Annotated in this window: 20 protein-coding genes; 16 read left to right on the plus strand and 4 right to left on the minus strand. The window is 71.2% G+C overall.

Annotated elements, in window-relative coordinates; translation table 11 throughout:
- Positions 1 to 190: 190 nt before the first annotated feature.
- Positions 191 to 604 carry a DUF3040 domain-containing protein gene (locus ACZ69I_RS04305; RefSeq protein WP_467668206.1) on the plus strand — a complete coding sequence of 138 codons (414 nt, stop codon included), beginning with the start codon at positions 191 to 193 and terminating at the stop codon, positions 602 to 604.
- Positions 605 to 785: 181 nt separating this feature from the next.
- Here ACZ69I_RS04305 and ACZ69I_RS04310 read toward each other — a convergent pair whose 3' ends face one another.
- The 4 genes from ACZ69I_RS04310 to ACZ69I_RS04325 form a co-directional block, all read right to left on the minus strand.
- Positions 786 to 3215, minus strand: coding sequence for a transglutaminase TgpA family protein (locus ACZ69I_RS04310; protein ID WP_467670731.1), 2430 nt, complete (start codon positions 3213 to 3215; stop codon positions 786 to 788).
- A gap of 106 nt (positions 3216 to 3321) precedes the next feature.
- A complete protein-coding gene (locus ACZ69I_RS04315) occupies positions 3322 to 4689 on the minus strand; it encodes a DUF58 domain-containing protein (protein ID WP_467668204.1) in 1368 nt (455 codons plus the stop codon).
- Positions 4689 to 5711 (minus strand): AAA family ATPase, encoded by a 1023-nt coding sequence (locus ACZ69I_RS04320; protein WP_470830427.1) that lies wholly within the window; start codon positions 5709 to 5711, stop codon positions 4689 to 4691. The genes ACZ69I_RS04315 and ACZ69I_RS04320 overlap by 1 nt, the downstream gene beginning before the upstream one ends.
- A gap of 221 nt (positions 5712 to 5932) precedes the next feature.
- Positions 5933 to 6490, minus strand: coding sequence for a beta-class carbonic anhydrase (locus ACZ69I_RS04325; RefSeq protein ID WP_470830428.1), 558 nt, complete (start codon positions 6488 to 6490; stop codon positions 5933 to 5935).
- A 422-nt stretch (positions 6491 to 6912) separates the two neighbouring features.
- Between ACZ69I_RS04325 and rsmH the strand changes: the two genes are divergently transcribed.
- The 15 genes from rsmH to ACZ69I_RS04400 all read left to right on the plus strand — a co-directional run bounded on the left by rsmH (position 6913) and on the right by ACZ69I_RS04400 (position 23492).
- Complete coding sequence (gene rsmH, locus ACZ69I_RS04330) at positions 6913 to 7872, plus strand: 16S rRNA (cytosine(1402)-N(4))-methyltransferase RsmH (protein WP_389712776.1); 960 nt, start codon at positions 6913 to 6915, stop codon at positions 7870 to 7872.
- Between the two features lie 92 nt (positions 7873 to 7964).
- Positions 7965 to 8543: a cell division protein FtsL gene (gene ftsL / locus ACZ69I_RS04335; protein WP_470830429.1), complete on the plus strand. Its 579-nt coding sequence runs from the start codon at positions 7965 to 7967 to the stop codon at positions 8541 to 8543.
- Positions 8544 to 8548: 5 nt separating this feature from the next.
- Entirely contained in the window at positions 8549 to 10507 is a 1959-nt protein-coding gene (locus ACZ69I_RS04340; RefSeq protein WP_467668194.1) for a peptidoglycan D,D-transpeptidase FtsI family protein, read from the plus strand.
- Positions 10508 to 10534: 27 nt separating this feature from the next.
- A complete protein-coding gene (locus ACZ69I_RS04345; RefSeq protein ID WP_470830430.1) occupies positions 10535 to 12223 on the plus strand; it encodes a UDP-N-acetylmuramoyl-L-alanyl-D-glutamate--2,6-diaminopimelate ligase in 1689 nt (562 codons plus the stop codon).
- A 4-nt stretch (positions 12224 to 12227) separates the two neighbouring features.
- Positions 12228 to 13643: a UDP-N-acetylmuramoyl-tripeptide--D-alanyl-D-alanine ligase gene (locus ACZ69I_RS04350; protein ID WP_470830431.1), complete on the plus strand. Its 1416-nt coding sequence runs from the start codon at positions 12228 to 12230 to the stop codon at positions 13641 to 13643.
- A complete protein-coding gene (gene mraY, locus ACZ69I_RS04355; RefSeq protein WP_389712771.1) occupies positions 13640 to 14710 on the plus strand; it encodes a phospho-N-acetylmuramoyl-pentapeptide-transferase in 1071 nt (356 codons plus the stop codon). The genes ACZ69I_RS04350 and mraY overlap by 4 nt, the downstream gene beginning before the upstream one ends.
- Positions 14692 to 16131 (plus strand): UDP-N-acetylmuramoyl-L-alanine--D-glutamate ligase, encoded by a 1440-nt coding sequence (gene murD, locus ACZ69I_RS04360; protein WP_470830432.1) that lies wholly within the window; start codon positions 14692 to 14694, stop codon positions 16129 to 16131. The genes mraY and murD overlap by 19 nt, the downstream gene beginning before the upstream one ends.
- A gap of 50 nt (positions 16132 to 16181) precedes the next feature.
- On the plus strand, positions 16182 to 17492 hold the full coding sequence (gene ftsW, locus ACZ69I_RS04365; RefSeq protein WP_467668185.1) for a putative lipid II flippase FtsW: 1311 nt from the start codon (positions 16182 to 16184) through the stop codon (positions 17490 to 17492).
- A gap of 6 nt (positions 17493 to 17498) precedes the next feature.
- Positions 17499 to 18593: an undecaprenyldiphospho-muramoylpentapeptide beta-N-acetylglucosaminyltransferase gene (gene murG / locus ACZ69I_RS04370; RefSeq protein WP_470830433.1), complete on the plus strand. Its 1095-nt coding sequence runs from the start codon at positions 17499 to 17501 to the stop codon at positions 18591 to 18593.
- A 14-nt stretch (positions 18594 to 18607) separates the two neighbouring features.
- On the plus strand, positions 18608 to 19399 hold the full coding sequence (locus tag ACZ69I_RS04375; protein ID WP_470830434.1) for a cell division protein FtsQ/DivIB: 792 nt from the start codon (positions 18608 to 18610) through the stop codon (positions 19397 to 19399).
- 275 nt (positions 19400 to 19674) lie between these two features.
- The gene (ftsZ, locus tag ACZ69I_RS04380) at positions 19675 to 20913 is read left to right on the plus strand and encodes a cell division protein FtsZ (protein WP_467668180.1); all 1239 of its coding nucleotides are present in this window, start codon (positions 19675 to 19677) and stop codon (positions 20911 to 20913) included.
- The gene (gene pgeF, locus ACZ69I_RS04385) at positions 20910 to 21641 is read left to right on the plus strand and encodes a peptidoglycan editing factor PgeF (RefSeq protein ID WP_467668178.1); all 732 of its coding nucleotides are present in this window, start codon (positions 20910 to 20912) and stop codon (positions 21639 to 21641) included. The genes ftsZ and pgeF overlap by 4 nt, the downstream gene beginning before the upstream one ends.
- A 6-nt stretch (positions 21642 to 21647) precedes the next feature.
- Positions 21648 to 22367: a YggS family pyridoxal phosphate-dependent enzyme gene (locus ACZ69I_RS04390; protein WP_470830435.1), complete on the plus strand. Its 720-nt coding sequence runs from the start codon at positions 21648 to 21650 to the stop codon at positions 22365 to 22367.
- Positions 22368 to 22491: 124 nt separating this feature from the next.
- Positions 22492 to 23127 (plus strand): cell division protein SepF, encoded by a 636-nt coding sequence (locus ACZ69I_RS04395; protein WP_361729959.1) that lies wholly within the window; start codon positions 22492 to 22494, stop codon positions 23125 to 23127.
- Between the two features lie 80 nt (positions 23128 to 23207).
- The gene (locus ACZ69I_RS04400) at positions 23208 to 23492 is read left to right on the plus strand and encodes a YggT family protein (protein WP_150166801.1); all 285 of its coding nucleotides are present in this window, start codon (positions 23208 to 23210) and stop codon (positions 23490 to 23492) included.
- Positions 23493 to 23528: the final 36 nt, after the last annotated feature.

Here is a 23528-nt window from a genome sequence, read left to right on the forward strand (position 1 = left end):
TATGATCGAGGCACACCGTTCTGCATGACGGATCGGCCGCTGGGGAATGCACGCTTCAGCGAGCCGGGGCGGCGTGAAGGTCCGGTTTGGCGAAGTTGGCGCAGAGGGGCGGGTTTCACGGGGGCGATTCCCTGCCTATCCTGAAGGGGACCCCCGGTCGCCCCGGCGACTGCACGATGAGGAGGACTCCGTGCCGCTCTCGGAGCACGAGCAGCGCATGCTCGAGCAGATGGAGCGAGCGCTGTACGCCGAAGATCCCAAGTTCGCGACAGCGCTTGAGGGAAGCGGGCTGCGTACGTACACCCGGAAGCGGGTCTACCAAGCGGTCGCGGGCTTCCTGGTGGGTATCGCCCTTCTCATGTCCGGAATGGTCGCCCAGCAGATCTGGATCAGCGTGGTGGGGTTCCTCGTCATGCTGGGGTGCGCGGTGCTCGCCGTCACCGGTTGGCGCAAAGCGCCGAAGCCGGGCGAACAACCCACGGGCGCGGCCGCCGGGCCGGGCGGGGCTCCGGCCCGACGCCAGGCGAAGCAGCGCCGCTCCGTGATGAACCGCATCGAGCAGCGGTGGCAGCGCCGCCGCGACGAACAGCAGGGTGGTCAGTGAGCGCAGCGGCTCACGACTGACCGAACACACGTACGCGTGAGGGGCGGCCGTCGATGGGCGGCCACCCCTCATGCGTACGTGCCCCCGGGTGCGGGGCGGCCCCTCGGGACAGCCCCTGAAGGCCGGTCGGGGACCGGTGGAGCGCCGGTGGAACTCAGAGCCTGACCCTCGGCCCTGGCTCTCAGCTCTCCTGTCCAGCCCGCCGCGGCAGCTTCCGCGCCAGCGTCGCCCACCGCTTCGCGCCCCGCTCGCGCCAGCGCGCGCCGAACGCCGCCCAGCGGCCCGAGACCGCCCACACCACCCGCGCGGCCGAACGCGGCGCGAGCAGTGCCCGCAGGCGCGCGGCCCGGCCCGCCGACGCGTTCAGCCCGTCCCGTACCCGCCGCACGTCCTCCGGCAGCCCCGTCACGGGCTGCGGGCGTGGCGCGTAGAGCACCTGCTCCACCGCGGCGGCCACCCGGTGGACGGCCTCCGCGGGCCCGTCGGCCAGCTGCCCGACGCGGACGATCCGCGCGGCGGCCTTCCGCGGGGTCAGTGAGTCGTCCGGCGCGATCCCGTGGTCCCAGGCCGTGTCGGTCACCTCGAGCCAGACGGCCAGCGTCCGCGCCGCCGCGTCGGCGTCGGTGCGGCTGCCGAGGGCCAGTCGGACCCGCCGTGCCCGGGTCCGCCAGAGCAGGGGGAGGAGGGGTGCCCCGAGGACGAGCAGCGCCGTCAGGGAGACGCCCACGATCATCCCGACGGGCGGTCCTTCGCCGCCCGAGCCGGACGCGACCTGCGGAGCCGCGCTCCGGCAGCCGCCCTGCTGCTTCCGGTCGGGCGGGCAGGTGTCCGACGCGGAGGGAGCCGTGGACGGCTCGGAGGAGGCGGACGGCTCCGGGGTGTCCGGGTCGCTCGCGCCGTCGGAGGGGACGTCGGAGCGGGTGTACTCGGGGACTGTGCCGCGGCTCGGCGTCGGCTCGAAGCGGGTCCAGCCCACGCCCTCGAAGTACAGCTCGGGCCAGGCGTGCGCGTCCCGCAGCCCGACCGACATCCTGCCGTTCGCCTGCGCGGTGCCCGGAGTGAATCCCACCGCGACCCGGGCCGGTATCCCCAGCGTCCGCGCCATGGAGGCCATCGCGAAGGAGAAGTGGACGCAGAAGCCTTCCTTCTGCTTCAGGAACCGCTCGATCGCGGAGGGGCCGCTGCCCGCCCGCACCTGGGTGTTGTACGTGAACCCGCCGTCCGACGCGAAGTAGTCCTGGAGCTTGACCGCCTGCTCGTACGGGTTCGCGGCGCCCCGGGTGACCCGGCGGGCCGTGCTGCCGACCAGGCGGGGGAGTGCGTCCGGCACCTTGGTGAACTCGCGCCGCAGGTCCTCGTCGGGAGGCGGCGCGGCCGCGAGCTGCTCGGCCGTGGGCTCCACGACCAGGCTCTTGACCTGGTACTGCGCGCCTCGCGTGGTCTGGCCCCGGTCGCCGACGAGGGAGCGGCCCACCGGCTCGTACCGCCAGCGGCCGCTGATCTTCACCTGGCTGGCGGGGAAGGGCATGGGCAGCCAGTTCTGGGCGTAGTTCTCGGCTGCCGAGAGGTTGGTCTGGATCTCGGTCCTGCGGACGTCGGGGCGCAGTCCCCGGGGGTCCGGCAGCGGTGACGGCACGTCCTCGATGCGCCGGACCGTGGTCTTCCACGTCGTGCCGTCGAACTGGTCGAGCGAGACGATCCGCAGATACAGGTCGTCGGTGCCTACGGCGTTCGTGCGGTACGAGAGGACCTCGCGGTCCTCGGGCTGGTTCAGGCTGTCCTGGAGCGCGACCAGCGGATTCACCGCGGAGATCGTGCCACCGCCGCCGGAGCCGTTGCCGCCGGGGCCGCCGTCGCCGTCCAGGAGGCCGCCGTCAAGGGCGGGCAGCGCCAGCGGCACCACCAGGGCGATGCCCAGGGCGAGGGCGCCGATGCGCCGTCCGGTGCGGACCGGGGCGAGCGCCCCGCCGTCGCTCTCCAGGCCGCCGGAGACCCGGCCCGGCGGGCGCGCCGCACCGCCGAACACCCGGCCCCACTGGGAGAGCCGGTCCCGGCCCTCGGCCAGGAGCAGCAGCAGATAGCCGGCGGCGGCAAGCAGGAACCAGAGCCAGCCGGCGCCGCCGCCCTCGGAGAGCCCGGCCGCGACCGAGTACAGGGCGAGCAGCGGGAGCCCGGCGGGGGCCGCCGTGCGGAACGTGACGGCCAGCGCGTCCACCACGAGGCCGACCACCAGGACGCCGCCGACCAGCATCAGCCGGATGCCGTCGCTCAGCGGCGCCGGGATCATGTACCGGCTGACGTCGTCGCCGCCCGCCTCCAGGAGCAGGCCGAACCGGCGGAACACCGCGGGCCCCGGCAGCACCCCCGCGAGGGCCTGTTCGCGGGCGAAGACCAGCGTCAGCAGGAACAGTGTCACCAGCGCCTGCACGGCCACCGTGAGCGCCCTGGCCAGCGGCACTCGCCTCGCCAGCGCGCCCACCCCGCTCTGGATGACGAGCAGGATCACCGCCTGCAGGAACCAGGTCGCGGGATCGACGAGCGGCAGCAGCGCGCCCGACGCCATCAGCGTGGCCGCGGTGGCACACACCGCGAGGCGCGCGCGCCCGCTCATGACCGCCCCCCAGCTGCCGTGCGTATCTCTGCCGTACGTGCCCTTGCTCTGCGTGCCACCGTCGTCCGTGCCCCCGTCGTCCGTGCCCGCGGCGCGGACCACCCGCTCATGCCCATCCCCCGGTCGTCGTGCCCGCGGCGGGCGCCGGGCCCGCGCTCGTACGGGCGTGGTCCGCCTGCCGCCACAGCGCCTCCAGCCTCGCCCCCGGAGCCACCGGGAGCGCCGTCCAGCCCGCCTCGCGGAGCATCCGCACGCGCGCCTCCCCGGCAGCGGAGGGACCGGCGCCGGGCCCCTGCGCCCAGGCGTCGCCGTCCAGGACGAAGGCGACCGCCGAGCCGCTGCGCTGGCGCATCTTGGCGACCACCGTCGCCTGCTCCTCCCCGAGGTCGCCGAGGAACGCGACGAGCAGGCCTTCGTTCCCGCCGCGCAGTACGTCGTACGCCCGGGAGAGGTCGACGCCGTCCGAGTGGTCGATCACCGCGAGGGTGTCCATCATGAGTCCGGCCGCGTCCGCCGACTCCTGGCTCGCGCCCGCGAAGCCGTCCGAGCCCTCGCCCGGCACGGAGGTCCCGGTGTCGGTCAACAGGCGCACCGAGAAGCCCCGTTCGAGCATGTGCACCAGCGCGGACGCCGTGCCCGACACCGCCCATTCGAAGGCCGAGTCCGGCCCGGCGCCCCGGAAGCCGACGCCCCGGGTGTCCAGGAGCACCGTGCAGCGAGCCCGCTGCGGCTGCTCCTCGCGGCGCACCATCAGCTCGCCGTAGCGGGCGGTGGAGCGCCAGTGCACCCGGCGCAGATCGTCGCCGTGGCGGTACCCGCGCGGGATGACGTCGTCCTCGCCGGCCAGCGCGAGCGAGCGGTTGCGGCCGTCGCCGTATCCCTTGGCCTCGCCCGTGAGCCGGACCGGGGGCAGCGCCTCCACGCGCGGGATGACGGTCAGGGTGTCGTACGTCGAGAAGGAGCGGGTCAGTTCGCACATTCCGAACGGGTCGGTCAGGCGCAGTTGCAGGGGGCCCAGCGGATAGCGGCCGCGCAGATCGGAGCGGACGCGGTAGGAGACCTCGCGCCGGCCGCCCGCCTCGACCCGGTCGAGCACGAACCGGGGGCGCGGCCCGAGCACGTACGGCACCCGGTCCTGGAGCATCAGCAGGCCGGTCGGCAGCCGCGAGATGTTGTCCATCCGCAGGTGGACGCGGGCCTCCGAACCGGCGGGCACGCGCGCGGGGGAGAGCCTGCGGCTGCCCGCGACGCGGTAGCGGGTGCGGAACAGGACCGTGGCGCACACCAGGGGCAGCACGGCGAGCAGTAACCCGACACGCAGCAGGTCGCCCTGGCCCAGGACGTAGGCGCAGATGGCTGCGGCGACGCCGGCCGCGAGGAAGGAGCGCCCACGGGTGGTCAGGCCCGCGAGAGCCGTGCGCAGCCCGCCCCTGTCGTCCTCGGCGGGGCCCGCCGGCGGCCCCCCGGCCGCCATCAAAGCCTCCGGGCGCCGGGCGGCTGCTGGTTGAGGTAGGGACCGGCGCCGGGCGGCGTCGCGGCGGGCACCGGGGTGCGCTGGAGGATCTCCAGGACGACGGACTCGGCCGTACGACGGTTCAACTGGGCCTGCGCCGTGGGCAGCAGGCGGTGCGCGAGGACCGCGACGGCCAGGGCCTGCACGTCGTCCGGCAGAGCGTACTCCCGGCCGCTGAGCGCGGCGGAGGCCTTGGCGGCGCGCAGCAGGTGCAGGGTCGCGCGCGGGGAGGCCCCGAGCCTGAGGTCGGGGTGGTTGCGGGTGGCGCCGACCAGGTCCACCGCGTACCGCCGGACGGGGTCGGCGACGTGGACGGTGCGCACGGCGTCGATGAGCTTCACGATCTCGTGGGCGTGCGCCACCGGCTGGAGGTCGTCCAGGGGGGAGACGCCGCCGTGGACGTCGAGCATCTGCAGCTCGGCCTCGGGGCCCGGATAGCCGATCGAGACCCGCGCCATGAAGCGGTCGCGCTGTGCCTCGGGCAGCGGGTAGGTCCCCTCCATCTCGACGGGGTTCTGGGTGGCCACCACCATGAAGGGGCTGGGCAGTTCGTAGGTCTGCCCGTCGATGGTGACCTGGCGCTCCTCCATGGACTCAAGGAGCGCGGACTGCGTCTTGGGAGACGCGCGGTTGATCTCGTCGCCGATCACGATCTGCGCGAAGATCGCGCCCGGCTTGAACTCGAAGTCCCTGCGCTGCTGATCGAAGATGGAGACGCCGGTGATGTCCGAAGGCAGCAGGTCCGGTGTGAACTGGATCCGTCGCACGGAGCAGTCGATGGACCGCGCGAGCGCCTTGGCGAGCATGGTCTTGCCCACGCCCGGCACATCCTCGATGAGCAGATGCCCCTCCGCCAGGAGCACGGTCAGCGAAAGCCGTACGACCTCTGGCTTGCCCTCGATCACACTCTCCACCGACCTGCGGACACGCTCCGCTGTGGTGGTCAGATCTGTGAGGCTCGCTCGATCGTCATAGGTCGTCACCCGGCCCTCCTCGGCCCTTCCCCACGCTCCTGCGGAGCGGAGAATTCCCCATTTCCGGACCGCCACGCGCGCGAGAGCCCGGTACACCCCGAATTCATCGACATCACGCGGACAGGCCTCCGCGTGATGTCACCACCGCATTGTTGTTGGGCATACCGCGTCGTGTCACTCGCCTGTGGATAACTGGCGCCGATTTGTCGGGTCTTACGACGCTTTGTCAGTCACGCAGGGTCGATCTCCCGCAGCAGGCCGGTGGTCACGTCGAACACGAAGCCGCGAACGTCGTCGGTGTGGGGAAGGAACGGCGAGGTCCGCACGCGCGCCATCGACTGCCGCACGTCCTGCTCGACGTCGGCGAAGGACTCCACCGCCCACGACGGGCGCTGGCCGACCTCCATCTCCAGGTCGTGCCGGAAGTCCTCGGTGAGGGTCTCCATGCCGCAGTTGGTGTGGTGGATCAGGACGACCCGGCGCGTGCCGAGCGCCCGCTGGCTGATGGCCAGGGAGCGGATCACGTCGTCCGTGACCACACCGCCCGCGTTGCGGATGGTGTGACAGTCGCCCAGCTCGAGGCCGAGCGCGCGGTGCAGGTCGATACGGGCGTCCATGCAGGCCACGACGGCGACCTGCAGAACGGGGCGGGCATCCATGCCGGGATCGGTGAACGCCGAGGCGTACGTCTGGTTCGCCTCGACGAGGCGGTCGGTGACCGTACCGACGGCTATGTCGCCGGTGGGCTCTGCGGGAATGCGGTCCGAGGAGGCTGCGGAAGTCGACATGGGCAAAACGTTAGTGGGCCCTGATCGTCCGGGCCCGCTGTGAGAAGGGACAAAGAACACCAAAGACTCTTGTTGTGAGCTACCCCACAAGGGTGCTTGACCTGCGGCTGAACGGGTGACTCCGGTGGGTTCGCGCCCCCGTCGGCGGCCGGTCCGCGACGCGCAGGCCGGTTGATTGACCGGGCGACACCGTGGACTAAAGTGACGCGAAGCGGGAGACGTGACCTGCTCCCCGCTGGACCGCACATCCCGGAGATTCCCCGGTATCTCCCCACGTGCGCGGCGCGTACGTACGGCTCGGCCTCCTCCCGCTCCCGGTCGGCTGACGCCACTTCCCCGGCGCCAGCAGTCCATTCCCCTTCACGGAGCGGGTGGGGGCCCGGCGGTGCGTGCGCACGCCGCGCCGGACCTGAGAGGGCCCCTTGAGCGACAACAGCCGACACGTCCCGGTGATGCTCCAGCGGTGCCTGGACATGCTGGCCCCCGCGCTCGCCGAGCCGGGCGCCGTCGTCGTCGACTGCACCCTGGGCCTCGGCGGCCACAGCGAGGCCCTCCTCGCCACCTTCCCGTCCGCCCGTCTCGTCGCGCTGGACCGCGACAAGGAGGCGCTGCGCCTGTCCGGCGAGCGCCTCGCCCCCTACGGCGACCGCGCCACCCTGGTGCACGCGGTCTACGACGAACTCCCCGACGTGCTCGACCGCCTCGGCATCCCGCGCGTCCAGGGCGTCCTCTTCGACCTCGGCGTCTCCTCCATGCAACTGGACGAGGCGGACCGGGGTTTCGCGTACGCCCAGGACGCCCCCCTGGACATGCGCATGGACCAGACGACCGGCATCAGCGCGGCCGAGGTCCTCAACACGTACGCGCCCGGCGAACTGGTGCGGATCCTGCGGGCGTACGGCGAGGAGAAGCAGGCCAAGCGCATCGTCGGCGCCGTCGTGCGCGAGCGCGAGAAGGAGCCGTTCAGCAACAGCGCACGGCTTGTCGAGCTCATCCGCGACTCCCTGCCGCAGGCCGCCAAGCGCACCGGCGGCAACCCCGCCAAGCGCACCTTCCAGGCCCTGCGCATCGAGGTCAACGGCGAGCTGAGCGTCCTGGAGCGGGCGGTTCCCGCGGCCGTGCGGGCGCTCGCCGTCGGCGGCCGGATCGCCGTCCTGTCGTACCAGTCCCTCGAGGACCGGCTGGTCAAGCAGGTGCTCGCGGCCGGCGCCGCGACGACCGCGCCCCCCGGCCTGCCCGTCGTCCCCGAGCGCTACCAGCCCAGGCTCAAGCTCCTGACGCGCGGTGCCGAACTCCCCACAGAGGAAGAGATCGCCGAGAACCGCCGGGCGGCCCCGGCGCGGCTGCGGGGCGCACAGCGCATCCGCGAGGACGTCGGGTGAGGCCTCGCCCGAGCAACCGGCCTCCGCGCAACCGGCCCCCGAGCATCGCCCGCTGAGCAGAACCCGCTGATCAGAGTCCGCGAGGAGGCTCCATGACCAAGAAGCCCGAGCTGCGGGGGAGGGCCGCCCGCCTCGCACGGCTGCTGCCACAGGGTCCGAGCCAGGCCGCGCGCACCCCCTTCGTCCTCCTCGTCGTGCTGCTCCTCGGCGGCGGCCTGATCGCCCTGCTCATCCTGAACTCCTCCCTCAACGAAGGCTCGTTCCGGCTGAGCGAGCTGAAGAAGGAGACGAAGGACCTCACCGAGGAGGAGCAGGAACTCCAGCGCGAGGTGGACGGCTACGCCGCCCCCGAGGCGCTCCAGCGCCGGGCCCGGGAGCTCGGCATGGTCCCCGGCGGCGACCCGGCCTTCCTCGGCCCCGACGGCGCCGTGCGCGGCGTGCCGGGCGCCGCGACCCGGCCCACGTCGCTGAGCTACCCCGCGCCCCGCCCGCAGGAGGTGGCGTCCCCGGCCGCCACGGTCTCCGTCCCGGCCTCGCCCCCGCCCGGGACCCTGGCCCCCGCTGCCCCCTCGGCCTCCACCGCGCAGCCGCCCGCCCGGGCCACGCCCGCCCCCGCGCCACCGACCGCACGGCCCACGAACCCCGGCCCCACGACGACTTCCGGCAGGTGACGCAAGTGTCCGACAGGGAACCCCCGCGGCGCCGGGTGCCACGACCCGCGAGGCCCGTGCGCCCCGCACGTCCCGGCGCACCCCGCCGCCCCGCGTCGGGCGGCCGCCCCGGCACCCGCCGCCCCGCGGCCAAGGGCAAGGGCCGCACCATCCGTCTGGGCAGCCCCAGGCCCCGGCTGCGTATGGTCAGCCTCGGCCTGACCCTGGTGATGCTGGCCTTCGTCGTACGGCTGCTTCAAGTGCAGGCGGTCGACGCGAGCGCGTACGCCGCCAAGGCCGAGAAGAACCGCTACTTCACCCACACCCTGGCCGCCGAGCGCGGCCGCGTCACCGACCGCGGCGGCGTCGAACTGGCCGCCAGCGTGGACGCGTACGACATCACGGCGGATCCCACGCTCTTCACGCCGAAGGAGATGAAGACCGAGGACGCGCCGGAACAGGCGGCCGCGCTCCTCGCCCCGATCCTCGGCAAGGACGCCGCCGAGCTGACCGAGAAGCTCAAGAAGCCGGACACGCGGTACGTCCTGCTCGCCCGCCGCCAGACCCCCCAGGTGTGGAAGCAGATCAAGGACCTGCGCGGCGCCCTCGCCGAGCGGGCCGCCGCCGATCCGGCCTCCCCGAACGTGCTGGCGGGCGTCCTCGCGGACCCGAGCAGCAAGCGGGTCTACCCGAACGACGAGCTGGCCGCCGGGATACTGGGCTGGGTCAACGCCGACGGCAAGGGCGCGGGCGGCCTGGAACAGCAGCTCGACAAGCAGCTCGCGGGCGAGGACGGCAAGATCAAGTACGCCCAGTCGGGCGGCCGCCGCGTGCCCACCGCGGGCTCCACGGAGACGCCCGCCGTGCCCGGCTCCGACGTCGAGCTCACCATCGACCGCGACATCCAGTGGGCCGCGCAGAGTGCCATCACCGAGCAGGTCAGGAAGTCCAAGGCCGACCGCGGCTACGTGATAGTGCAGGACACGCAGACCGGCGAGGTCCTGGCGATGGCCAACGCCCCCGGCTTCGACCCGAACGACCTCTCCGAGGCCAACGGCGCGGCGCTCGGCAACGCCTCCCTCCAGGACGCCTTCGAGCCGGGCTCCACCGCCAAGGTCATGTCGATGGCCGCCGTCCTCGAGGAGAACGCGGCCACCCCGGGCACTCACGTCACGGTCCCCAACCGGCTGCACCGCGGCGACCGGCTCTTCCAGGACGACATCGACCACCCGACCTGGCAGCTGACGCTCAACGGCGTGCTCGCCAAGTCCTCCAACATCGGCACGATCCTCGCCACCGGCGAGCTGGGCAAGACGCAGAAGGAGGCCAACCAGGTCCTCTACTCGTACCTGCGCAAGTTCGGCATCGGCAAGGAGACCGGACTCGGCTTCCCCGGCGAGACCCCCGGCATCTTCGCGCCCGCCGACAAGTGGTCCACCTCGCAGCAGTTCACCATCCCCTTCGGCCAGGGCTTCTCGATCAACGCCATGCAGGCGGCCTCGGTCTACTCGACCATCGCCAACGGCGGCGTACGCATCCAGCCCTCGCTGGTGCGCGGCACCAAGGGACCCGACGGCCGCTTCACGCCCGCGCCCAAGCCGAAGAAGACCCGGGTGGTGAGCGACAGGACGGCGAAGACCGTGTCGCAGATGCTCGAATCCGTCGTCGACGACGAAGAGGGCACCGGAGCCAAGGCCCGCATCCCCGGCTACCGCGTCGCGGGCAAGACGGGTACGGCCAACCGGGTCGACCCTGCGACCGGCCGCTACAAGGGCTACACCTCGTCCTTCGCCGGGTTCGCGCCCGCCGACAAGCCGCGCGTCACGGTCTACTGCGCGATCCAGAACGCCACCAAGGGCAGCTACTTCGGCGGCCAGATCTGCGGCCCCATCTACAAGGAAGTCATGGAGTTCGCCCTCAAGACGCTCCAAGTCCCGCCCACCGGAAGCGGCCCCGCCCGCCTCCCGGTGACCTTCAAGCCCTGAGACCGACAGAACGACCAGGAACCGCCCGTGACAACGATCACCCCGGACCCGGGGAACCGCCCCGCGCCACGCCCCTCACTTCGCCCCACGGGGGGTGCGCCCGGTACGCTCACCGCCGTGCCACACGCTGATCAGTCCCAAACCACCCAGAAGGGCGCTCCCGTGACATATCCGGGACCGCCGCGGCCCGTCCAGGTCTCACCGGCCGCACTGACGGAGCTCGCAGCGCAGCTGGGCGTCGCCGAACCAGGAGACCCGGCAACCCCGGGCACCCCGGCACGTGCCGACAGCACGGAGATCACGGGCATCACGCACGACTCCCGCGCGGTGCGCCCCGGTGACATCTACGCCGCACTGCCCGGCGCCCGCATGCACGGTGCCGACTTCGTCGCCCAGGCCGCCGACCTCGGCGCCGCGGCCATCCTCACCGACCCGACCGGCGCCGAGCGCGCGGCGGCGACCGGCCTGCCGGTCCTGGTCGTCGAGAGCCCGCGCGCCTGCATGGGCGAACTGGCCGCGACGGTCTACGGCCACCCCGGCCGCGACCTGCTCCAGATCGGCATCACCGGCACATCCGGCAAGACCACCACCGCGTACCTGATCGAGGGCGGCCTCAAGGGCGTGCGCTCGACCGGTCTCATCGGCACGGTCGAGATGCGCATCGGCGACGAGCGCATCAAGTCGGAGCGCACCACCCCCGAAGCCACCGACCTGCAGGCGCTGTTCGCGGTGATGCGCGAGCGCGGCGTCGAGGCGGTCGCCATGGAGGTCTCCAGCCACGCGCTGGTCCTCGGCCGGGTGGACGGCTGCGTCTTCGACGTCGCCATCTTCAACAACCTCAGCCCGGAGCACATGGAGTTCCACTCCGGCATGGAGGACTACTTCCAGGCCAAGGCGCAGCTGTTCACCAAGCAGCGCTCCCGGCTCGGCGTGGTCAACTTCGACGACGAGTACGGGCGCAGGCTCATCACCGAGTCCGAGGTGCCCGTCACCACCTTCTCCGCCGAGGGGCACCCCGACGCCGACTGGCGCGCCGAGGACGTCGAGGTCGGGCCGCTCGACTCGACGTTCACCGCGGTCGGCCCCCGGGGCGAGCGGATCGCCGCCAAGTCGCCGCTCGCGGGCCCCTTCAACGTCGCCAACACCCTCGCCGCGATCGTCACGCTGGCCGTCGCGGGGATCGACCCGCAGCAGGCCGCCGACGGCGTCGCCGCGGTGCCCGGCGTCCCCGGCCGCCTGGAGCGCATCGACGAGGGCCAGCCCTACCTCGCCGTCGTCGACTACGCCCACAAGACGGACGCCGTCGAATCGGTCCTGCGCGCCCTGCGCAAGGTCACCGAGGGCAAGCTGCACATCGTGCTCGGCTGCGGCGGCGACCGCGACAAGACCAAGCGGATGCCGATGGGCGCGGCCGCGGCCCGCCTCGCCGACACCGCCGTACTGACTTCCGACAACCCCCGTGGCGAGGACCCCCTCGCGATCCTCGCCACGATGCTCGCCGGTGCCGCCGACGTACCGGCCCACGAGCGCGGCGACGTCGCCGTGTTCGAGGACCGGGCCGCCGCCATCCGCGCGGCCGTCGTCCGCGTCCGGCCGGGCGACACCGTCCTCGTCGCGGGCAAGGGCCACGAGCAGGGACAGGACATCGCCGGGGTGGTGCGTCCCTTCGACGACCGCCAGGTGCTTCGCGAAGCTATCCAGCAAACCCAGGGATGAAGTTGTGATCGCCCTCTCCCTCGCCGAGATCGCCACCGTCATCGGCGGGCAGACGTACGACATACCGGATCCGGCCGTCCAGGTCACCGGACCCGTCGTCCGGGACTCCCGTGAGGTGGAGCCCGGCAGCCTCTTCGTCGCCTTCGTCGGCGAGCGCGTCGACGGCCACGACTACGCGGCCGACGTGGTCGCCGCGGGCGCGGTAGCCGTGCTCGCCTCGCGGCCCGTCGGCGTGCCCGCCATCGTCGTCGACGACGTCCAGGCGGCCCTCGGCGCCCTCGCCCGCCACGTGGTGAAGCGGCTCGGCGCGACCTTGGTGGCGCTGACCGGATCCGTCGGCAAGACCAGCTCCAAGGACCTCCTCGCGCAGGTGCTGCGGCGCAAGGCGCCCACGGTCTTCACGCCCGGCTCGTTCAACAACGAGATCGGGCTGCCGCTGACCGCGCTGAGCGCCACCGAGGGGACGAAGTTCCTCGTCCTGGAGATGGGGGCGCGCGGAATCGGCCACATCCAGTACCTCACCGGACTCACCCCGCCGAAGATCGGCCTCGTCCTGAACGTCGGCACCGCCCACATCGGCGAGTTCGGCGGGCGCGAGCAGATCGCACAAGCGAAGGGTGAGCTGGTCGAGTCGCTGCCCGCGGACGGCGCCGCGGTCCTCAACGCCGACGACCCCCTCGTCCGCGCGATGGCTTCGCGCACGAAGGCCCGCGTCCTGCTCTTCGGAGAGGCCGACGACGCCGACGTACGCGCGGAAAATGTCCGGCTCACGGAGAACGGACAGCCCGCTTTTACGCTGCACACACCCTCCGGGTGCAGCGACGTGACCTTGCGGCTGTACGGTGAGCACCACGTGTCGAACGCGCTTGCCGCGGCCGCCGTCGCCCATGAGCTGGGCATGTCCGTGGACGAGATCGCCCTCGCGCTCTCCGAGGCGGGCACGCTGTCCCGCTGGCGGATGGAGGTCACCGAGCGCCCGGACGGCGTGACGGTCGTCAACGACGCCTACAACGCGAACCCCGAGTCCATGCGAGCGGCCCTGCGCGCGCTCGCGGCCATGGGCAAGGGGCGTCGTACGTGGGCGGTGCTCGGTCACATGGCCGAGCTCGGGGACGAGGGTCTCGCCGAGCACGACGCGGTCGGACGCCTTGCCGTCCGGCTCAACGTGAGCAAGCTCGTGGCAGTCGGGGGCAGGGAAGCGTCCTGGCTCCAACTGGGCGCATACAACGAGGGTTCGTGGGGTGAGGAGTCGGTGCACGTGTCCGACGCACAGGCGGCGATCGACCTGCTGCGCAGCGAGCTGCGCCCGGGAGACGTCGTGCTGGTGAAGGCGTCCAGGTCGGTCGGTCTCGAGCGGGTCGCCACGGCGCTGCTCGACGACACCGCGGTGTCTTCTGAGGGGCAGGTCTCCGGCCGATGAGGCAGATCCTCTTCGCGGGTGTGATCGGGCTCTTCCTGACCCTGGTCGGCACCCCGCTGCTGATCAAACTCCTGGCCCGCAAGGGCTATGGCCAGTTCATCCGGGACGACGGCCCGCGCGAGCACCACAGCAAGCGCGGTACGCCGACGATGGGCGGCATCGCCTTCATCCTGGCCACGCTCATCGCGTACTTCCTCACGAAGGTCATCACCGGCACGGAGACCACGCTCTCCGGCCTCCTGGTGCTCTTCCTGATGGCGGGCATGGGCCTCGTCGGCTTCCTCGACGACTACATCAAGATCGTCAAGCAGCGCTCGCTCGGTCTGCGCGCCAAGGCGAAGATGGCCGGTCAGCTGATCGTCGGCATCGGCTTCGCCGTCCTCGCGCTGAACTGGCCGGACAACCGCAACCAGACCCCGGCCTCCACCAAGCTGTCGTTCGTGACGGACTTCGGCTGGTCGATCGGCCCGGTGCTCTTCGTGGTCTGGGCGCTGTTCATGATCCTCGCGATGTCGAACGGCGTGAACCTCACCGACGGCCTCGACGGCCTCGCCACCGGCGCCTCCGTGATGGTCTTCGGCGCCTACACCTTCATCGGTGTCTGGCAGTACCAGGAGTCCTGCGCCAACGCGGTCACGCTGACCAACCCGCAGGCCTGCTTCGAGGTCAGAGACCCGCTCGACCTCGCGGTCGTGGCCTCCGCGCTCATGGGCGCCTGCTTCGGCTTCCTGTGGTGGAACACCTCGCCCGCCAAGATCTTCATGGGCGACACCGGCTCGCTGGCCCTCGGCGGCGCGCTCGCGGGCCTCGCGATCTGCTCCCGCACGGAGCTCCTCATCGCGCTCCTCGGCGGCCTCTTCGTCCTGATCACCATGTCCGTCGTGATCCAGGTCGGCTCCTTCAAGCTGACCGGCAAGCGGGTCTTCAAGATGGCGCCGCTGCAGCACCACTTCGAACTCAAGGGGTGGTCCGAGGTCCTTGTAGTGGTCCGCTTCTGGATCATCCAGGGCATGTGCGTGATCGTCGGCCTCGGTCTCTTCTACGCGGGATGGGCAGCCGAAAAGTGACCTCCGTGTCCGACTGGCAGGGCAAGAACATCACCGTCGCCGGTCTCGGCGTGAGCGGCATCAGTGCCGCCCGCGCCCTGGCCGGCCTCGGCGCGTCGGTGACCGTCGTGGACGGCGGCTCCGCGGAGGCGCACCAGGAGCGTGCCGCCGCACTGGACGGCGCGGGTGTCTCCGTACGCCTGGGAGACGCCGAGACGCTGCCCGAGGGCACCGACCTGGTGGTCACCTCGCCGGGCTGGAAGCCGTCGTCGCCGCTGTTCGCCGCGGCCGCCGAGGCGGGCGTGGACGTCATCGGCGACGTCGAGGTCGCCTGGCGCCTGCGCGGGCCCGACGCGGCCCCCTGGCTCGCCGTCACGGGCACCAACGGCAAGACCACGACCACGCAGATGCTCGCCTCGATCCTGCACGCCGCGGGCCTGCGCACGGCCGCCGTCGGCAACATCGGCACCCCGATCGTGGACGTCGTCCTGGAGGGCGACGACGCGTACGACGTGTTCGCCGTCGAGCTCTCCTCGTACCAGCTGCACTGGGCGCCCTCGCTGCGCGCCCACTCCGCCGCGGTCCTGAACCTCGCGCCCGACCACCTCGACTGGCACGGCTCCATGGCCGCGTACGCCGCCGACAAGGGCCGCGTCTACGAGGGCAATCAGGTCGCCTGCGTCTACAACGTCGCCGACCGGGCCACCGAGGACCTGGTCCGCGAGGCCGACGTCGAGGAGGGCTGCCGCGCCATCGGTTTCACGCTGAACCCGCCCGCGCCCTCGCAACTGGGCGTCGTGGACGGCATCCTGGTCGACCGTGCCTTCGTGCCGGACCGCCAGAAGCAGGCCCAGGAGCTCGCCGAGATCTCCGACGTCCAGCCGCCCGCGCCGCACAACATCGCCAACGCGCTGGCCGCGGCGGCCCTCGCGCGCGCCTTCGGCGTCGAGGCCACGGCCGTGCGCGACGGGCTGCGCGCCTTCCGCCCCGACGCCCACCGCATCGAGCACGTCGCCGACGTCGGGGGCGTGGCGTACGTCGACGACTCCAAGGCCACCAACACCCACGCCGCACAGGCGTCGTTGGCGGCGTACGAGTCGATCGTCTGGATCGCCGGCGGCCTCGCCAAGGGGGCCACCTTCGACGAGCTCGTGGGCGCCGCCGCGAAGCGTCTGCGCGGTGCCGTCCTCATCGGCGCCGACCGCGAGCTGATCCGCGAAGCCCTCGCGCGACACGCCCCCGAGGTCCCGGTCGTCGACCTCGACCGGACCGACACTGGGGCGATGTCCGAGGCGGTACGGCGGGCGGCGGAGCTGGCTCAGCCGGGGGACACCGTGCTGATGGCTCCGGCCTGTGCGTCGATGGACATGTTCACCAACTACAACAAGCGTGGTGAAGCGTTCGCGGACGCCGTCCGCGGACTCGGCTCCACGCGCGCCTGACCGGGCCCCCTGTCCCGGCGGGGCGCCGGGCACACCCTTGGGAGGGGAACGTGGCCAGGTCTTCCGTGCGGGTCGCCAAACGACCGGCTCCGGTACGCGCCAGAGGAGCCTCCCACCCTCCGGGCGAGAGCGGGCTCCGGCGGCTGCGCGCCCGGGCCCGCCGGGCGTGGGACCGGCCCCTCACCGCGTACTACCTGATCTTCGGCAGCAGCCTGCTGATCACCGTGCTCGGCCTGGTGATGGTCTACTCGGCCTCGATGATCCAGGCGCTGCAGCTGAACCTGCCCGCCTCGTACTTCTTCCGCAAGCAGTTCGTGGCGGCCGTGCTCGGCACGGTCCTGCTGCTCATCGCCATGCGGATGCCCATCAAGCTGCACCGGGCGCTCGCCTACCCGATCCTCGCGGTGACCGTCTTCCTGATGGTCCTCGTGCAGATCCCGGGGATAGGGCGCAGCGTCAACGGCAACCAGAACTGGATCTACCTGGGCGGCCCGTTCCAGCTGCAGCCCAGTGAGTTCGGCAAGCTCGCCCTGGTCCTGTGGGGCGCCGACCTGCTCGCACGCAAGCACGACAAGCGGCTCCTGACCCAGTGGAAACACATGCTGGTGCCGCTCGTCCCGGTCGCGTTCATGCTGCTCGGACTCATCATGCTCGGCGGCGACATGGGTACGGCGATCATTCTCACGGCGATCCTTTTCGGACTGCTCTGGCTCGCGGGCGCACCCACGCGGCTCTTCGCCGGGGTGCTCGGCATCGCGGCCGTGCTCGGTGTGATTCTCATCAAGACCAGCCCCAACCGCATGGCCAGGCTCGCCTGCATCGGGGCCACGGATCCCGGGCCCGGCGACCAGTGCTGGCAGGCCGTGCACGGGATCTATGCCCTGGCCAGCGGCGGACTCTTCGGTTCCGGGCTCGGCGCGAGTGTGGAAAAATGGGGTCAACTGCCCGAACCGCACACCGACTTCATCTTCGCCATCACGGGGGAGGAACTCGGCCTGGCAGGGACACTGTCGGTGCTCGCCCTGTTCGCGGCTCTAGGCTATGCGGGTATCCGCGTGGCCGGACGCACGGAGGACCCCTTCGTGAGGTATGCCGCGGGAGGCGTGACCACCTGGATCACGGCCCAGGCCGTGATCAATGTCGGTGCGGTGCTCGGTCTGCTGCCGATCGCCGGTGTCCCGCTCCCGCTGTTCTCCTACGGGGGTTCGGCCCTGCTGCCGACCATGTTCGCCATCGGACTCCTCATCGCCTTCGCGCGATCGGACCCGGCGGCGAAGGCGGCCCTGGCCATGCGGCAACCTCGGGTGAGATGGAACACGATGAGACGGCGCGTCAAGGCGCGTTCGTCCGGAGAGCGGTGAATTTCGGTGCATGTCGTACTCGCCGGTGGGGGGACCGCCGGCCACATCGAGCCCGCGCTCGCCCTCGCGGACGCCCTGCGGAGGCAGGACCCGACCGTGGGCATCACGGCCCTGGGCACGGAGCGTGGACTCGAGACCCGACTCGTACCCGAGCGGGGCTACGAACTGGCGCTGATCCCGGCCGTACCCCTGCCGCGCAAGCCCACCCCTGAGCTGATCACCGTCCCGGGACGGCTGCGCGGCACCATCAAGGCGGCCGAGCAGATCCTGGAGCGCACCAAGGCGGACTGCGTGGTCGGCTTCGGCGGCTACGTCGCGCTGCCGGGGTACCTGGCGGCCAAGCGGACCGGGACGCCGATCGTCGTGCACGAGGCCAACGCGCGGCCCGGCCTCGCCAACAAGATCGGTTCGCGGTACGCCCACGGGGTGGCCGTCGCCACCCCCGACAGCAAGCTGCGCAACTCCCGCTACATCGGCATCCCGTTGCGGCACACCATCGCGACGCTGGACCGGGCCCGGGTCCGCCCGGAGGCGCGCGCCGCCTTCGGTCTCGACCCCAACCTGCCGACGCTGCTGGTCTCCGGCGGCTCGCAGGGCGCCCGGCGCCTCAACGAGGTCGTCCAGCAGGTCGCTCCGGTCCTGCAGCGCGCGGGCATCCAGATCCTGCACGCCGTCGGCCCGAAGAACGAATTGCCGCAGGTGCAGCAGATGCCGGGGATGCCCCCGTACATCCCGGTACCGTACGTGAACCGGATGGACCTCGCGTACGCCGCGGCGGACATGATGCTCTGCCGTGCGGGCGCGATGACCGTGGCCGAACTCTCCGCCGTCGGGCTGCCCGCCGCGTACGTCCCGCTGCCGATCGGCAACGGCGAACAGCGGCTGAACGCCCAGCCGGTGGTGAAGGCCGGCGGCGGACTCCTCGTCGACGACGCGGAACTGACCCCCGAGTGGGTCCAGGGCAACGTCCTGCCCGTGCTGGCGGACCCGCACCGGCTGTACGAGATGTCCCGCGCCGCCTCGGAGTTCGGCCGCAGGGACGCCGACGAGCTGCTCGTCGGCATGGTGTACGAGGCGATTGCGTCACGCCGCAACGCGTGAGAAGGCAGGGGACCGTGGCCGGACCGACCACCGCCGAACGGCAGCAGAAGAAGTCCGGCCCGCCCCGCCCGCCGCGCGTCCGCCGCGTCGGGCTGCCGCGTTCGCGCACTCTGATTGTCATCCTGGTCCTCGTCGTGCTGCTCGGCTCCGGCGGCCTCTGGGTGCTCTACGGCTCGCAGTGGCTCCGGCTGGAGCGCGTGCAGACGTCGGGCACCCGGGAGCTGACGCCGCGAGAGGTGCGGGAGGCGGCGGACGCCCCCCTCGGAACACCACTGATTTCGGTCGATACGGCTGCTCTCGAAGACCGGTTGCGCTCGAAATTGCCCCGAATTGACTCGGTTGACGTCGTCCGGTCCTGGCCGCACGGAATCCGACTCGAAGTGACGGAACGCAAGCCGGTTCTGCTCATCGAAAAGGGCGGAAAGTTCGTCGAAGTGGACGCCAAGGGAGTGCGATTCGCCACGGTCGAGCGCGCACCGAAGGCGGTGCCGCGCCTCGAATTGACGCCGGACCGGGAGAGCGGCGCCGCGAGCCTGCGCCGCTTCGGCACCGACCGGCTGTTGCGCGAAGCGGTGCGGGTCGCCGGTGACCTGCCCGAAGCGGTCGCCCGCGATACCCGGAACATCAAGGTCCGCTCGTTCGACTCCATCTCGCTGGAGTTGAGCGGCGACCGCACCGTCGACTGGGGCAGTGGCGAGAAGGGGCACGCGAAAGCCCGGACCCTCACCGCGCTCATGAAAGCGGCGCCCAAGGCGGGGCACTTCGATGTGAGCGTCCCCACCGCCCCTGCGTCAGCGGCGAGTTGACGCATATCGTCGCAGGCCAGCACCCTGGTTCGGCAGCGCTACGGCTGATCACATAGGGTGAAAAGAAAAACGGGAGGTTCGGCGTGTTCGTTGAACGTGCGCCACTTGTCGACTTAGTGTCCTGTTCGGAAGAGTCCAGGGAACAGACACACTGGTAACCCTAAACTTCAGCGTTAGGGTTCGGGTCGGCGTTCGGACCGTCCCATTCGGCATCAGTCGCCGCCTCGCATCGATGCGAAACGGCGACACGTAACTCGAGGCGAGAGGCCTTCGACGTGGCAGCACCGCAGAACTACCTCGCAGTCATCAAAGTCATCGGTGTCGGCGGCGGTGGTGTCAATGCCATCAACCGGATGATCGAGGTCGGTCTCAAGGGCGTCGAGTTCATCGCCATCAACACCGACGCGCAAGCCCTGTTGATGAGCGACGCCGACGTCAAGCTCGACGTCGGCCGTGAACTCACCCGCGGCCTCGGCGCCGGCGCCAATCCGGCCGTCGGCCGCAAGGCCGCAGAGGACCACCGCGAGGAGATCGAGGAGGTCCTCAAGGGGGCCGACATGGTCTTCGTCACCGCCGGCGAAGGCGGTGGCACCGGCACCGGCGGCGCACCCGTCGTCGCCAACATCGCGCGCTCGCTCGGCGCCCTCACCATCGGTGTGGTCACCCGGCCGTTCACCTTCGAGGGCCGTCGTCGCGCCAACCAGGCCGAGGACGGCATCGCGGAGCTGCGCGAAGAGGTCGACACCCTCATCGTCATCCCCAACGACCGGCTCCTGTCCATCTCGGACCGCCAGGTCTCCGTCCTCGACGCCTTCAAGTCGGCGGACCAGGTCCTGCTCTCCGGTGTCCAGGGCATCACCGACCTCATCACCACGCCCGGCCTGATCAACCTCGACTTCGCCGACGTCAAGTCGGTCATGTCCGAGGCCGGTTCGGCGCTCATGGGCATCGGCTCGGCCCGCGGCGACGACCGCGCGGTGGCCGCCGCCGAGATGGCGATCTCCTCGCCGCTGCTCGAGGCGTCCATCGACGGCGCCCGCGGCGTGCTGCTCTCCATCTCCGGCGGGTCCGACCTCGGTCTCTTCGAGATCAACGAAGCGGCCCAGCTGGTCAGCGAGGCCGCGCACCCCGAGGCCAACATCATCTTCGGCGCCGTCATCGACGACGCCCTGGGCGACGAGGTCAGGGTCACCGTCATCGCGGCGGGCTTCGACGGCGGGCAGCCGCCGTCCAAGCGGGACACCGTCCTCGGCTCGGCATCCGGCTCCGCCAAGCGCGAGGAGCCCGCGGCGCCGTCCTCCGCGCCGTCCCGTCCCGCGGAATCGTCCCGCCCGGCCTTCGGCAGCCTCGGCAGCGTCACGCCGCGCGACGAGCCCTCGACCCCGGAGCCGGCCGAGCCGGCCTCCGCGAGCGAGGCCCCGTCCGCGCCCTCGGCCCCGCCGCAGGTTCCGCCGGCCCGTCCCTACCAGGACAGCCAGGCCGAAGAGCTGGACGTGCCGGACTTCTTGAAGTGATAAGCGAGCACAGCACCGCGAGCGGCGCGCACTTCGCCTTCACCGACAGGTGGGGCGGGGTGAGCGCCGTTCCGTACGAAGAGCTCAACCTCGGCGGCGCGGTCGGCGACGCCCCGGAGGCCGTGCGCACCAACCGCGCCCTCGCCGCCAAGTCCCTCGGCATCGACCCGGACCGGGTGGTCTGGATGCACCAGGTGCACGGCCGCGAGGTCGCGGTGGTCGACGGGCCCTGGGGCGCCGACGCCGAGATCCCCGCCGTCGACGCGGTGGTGACCGCGCGCGAGGGCCTCGCCCTCGCGGTCCTCACCGCCGACTGCACGCCCGTGTTGCTCGCCGATCCGGTCGCGAGGGTGGTGGCCGCGGCGCACGCGGGCCGCCCCGGGATGCTGGCGGGGGTCGTTCCCGCCGCGGTCGAGGCCATGGTGCGGCTCGGCGCGGACGCCGGCCGCATCGTCGCCCGCACCGGACCCGCGGTCTGCGGGCGCTGTTACGAAGTGCCGGAAGCGATGCGCGCCGATGTCGCCGCCGTCGAACCCACGGCGTACGCCGAAACGAGCTGGGGCACGCCCGCGGTCGACGTGACCGCGGGGGTGCACGCACAGCTGGAGCGGCTCGGGGTGCGCGACCGGGAGCAGTCGCCGGTGTGCACCCTGGAATCCGGTAACCACTTCTCGTACCGCCGCGACCGGACCACCGGTCGTCTCGCGGGCTATGTCTGGCTGGACTGATAGGGCATGACGGAGCGTAAGTCTCAACTCGCGGCAAATCTGGCGAAGGTCGAGGATCGCATCGCCGCGGCGTGCGCGGCGGCCGGGCGCAAGCGGGAAGAAGTGACCCTCATCGTGGTCACGAAGACCTATCCCGCGAGCGATGTGCGGATCCTGTCCGAACTCGGCGTGCGGCACGTCGCGGAGAACCGCGACCAGGACGCGGCGCCCAAGGCGGCGGAATGCGCGGATCTTCCCCTGACGTGGCACTTCGTCGGTCAATTGCAGACCAACAAGGTGCGTTCCGTGGTCGGTTATGCCGATCTGGTGCAGTCGGTGGACCGTCCCAAGCTCGTCACAGCTCTGTCGGCGGCCGCCGCGGGTGCGGGGCGCGAGCTCGGGTGCCTCATCCAGGTGGCACTCGACGCCGAGGAGAACAGCAGGGGCGAGCGCGGGGGCGTGGGCCCCGGCGGAATCGAAGAGTTGGCCGATCTCGTGGCCGGGGCGCCGGGACTGCGGCTCGATGGTCTGATGACCGTCGCACCGCTCACCGGACCGTATGCGGGGCGGCAACAGGCGGCGTTCGAGCGGTTGATGGAATTCTCAACCCTCATGCGCGCGGCTCATCCTGCTGCGAACATGGTGTCGGCAGGGATGAGTGCGGACCTCGAGCAGGCCGTTTCGGCCGGGGCGACACATGTGCGCGTCGGTACGGCGGTACTCGGAGTCCGACCCGGGCTCGGGTAACGTCGCCAAGAAGTCGGACCACAGCAGAAAATATGGTCATTCTCGCTGTTGGGCGGGGAGGCCTCGTGGATCGCGGGCAGTTGGTGACGACAGCCGATCCACCACAGAGCGGAGGACTCAGAGCATGGCCGGCGCGATGCGCAAGATGGCGGTCTACCTCGGCCTCGTGGAGGACGATGGGTACGACGGTCCGGGGTTCGACCCCGATGACGAGTTCGAACCCGAGCCGGAACCCGAGCGTGACCGCAGAAGGCACGAACCGTCGCATCAGTCGCACCAGTCCCACCAGTCGCAAAGGGACGAATCGGTACGAGTGGTGCAGCCACCCGCCCAGCGCGAACCGGCGCCCCATTCCGCTTCGCTAGCCGCGGAATCCGGACGTCCGGCACGAATCGCCCCCGTGGCATCCATCACACCTGAACGCCAGAGCCTGGAGAAGAACGCACCGGTGATCATGCCCAAGGTCGTGTCCGAGCGGGAGCCCTACCGCATCACCACATTGCACCCGCGGACCTACAACGAGGCCCGTACCATCGGGGAACACTTCCGTGAAGGCACTCCGGTGATCATGAATCTGACCGAGATGGACGACACGGACGCGAAGCGACTTGTCGACTTTGCGGCCGGTTTGGTCTTCGGTCTGCATGGCAGCATTGAACGAGTGACGCAGAAGGTGTTCCTGTTGTCGCCTGCTAACGTCGATGTAACGGCGGAGGACAAGGCTCGCATCGCAGAGGGCGGGTTCTTCAACCAGAGCTGAGACGCAGTGATGCAGTAGTTGCCGTAGACGCAGTACCGGAACGACGAAGTACGAGTAACAGGGGAGAGGGAACCGCGAACATGAGCGTGGTCGTGCAGGTGCTTTACATCGCGCTGATGTGCTTCCTCATCGTGCTGATCTTCCGGCTGGTCATGGACTACGTCTTCCAGTTCGCCCGCTCATGGCAACCCGGCAAGCCGATGGTGGTCGTTCTGGAGGCCACCTACACTGTCACTGATCCACCGCTCAAGCTTCTGCGGCGGTTCATTCCGCCGCTGCGTCTCGGGGGCGTGGCGCTCGACCTGTCCTTCTTCGTACTGATGATCATCGTCTACATCCTGATCCACATCGTGAGTCAGCTGTGAGTGCGATGTCTAATACGGTCTTGCCGAATGCCGACG

Source organism: Streptomyces sp. NPDC036815 (assembly GCF_055609205.1).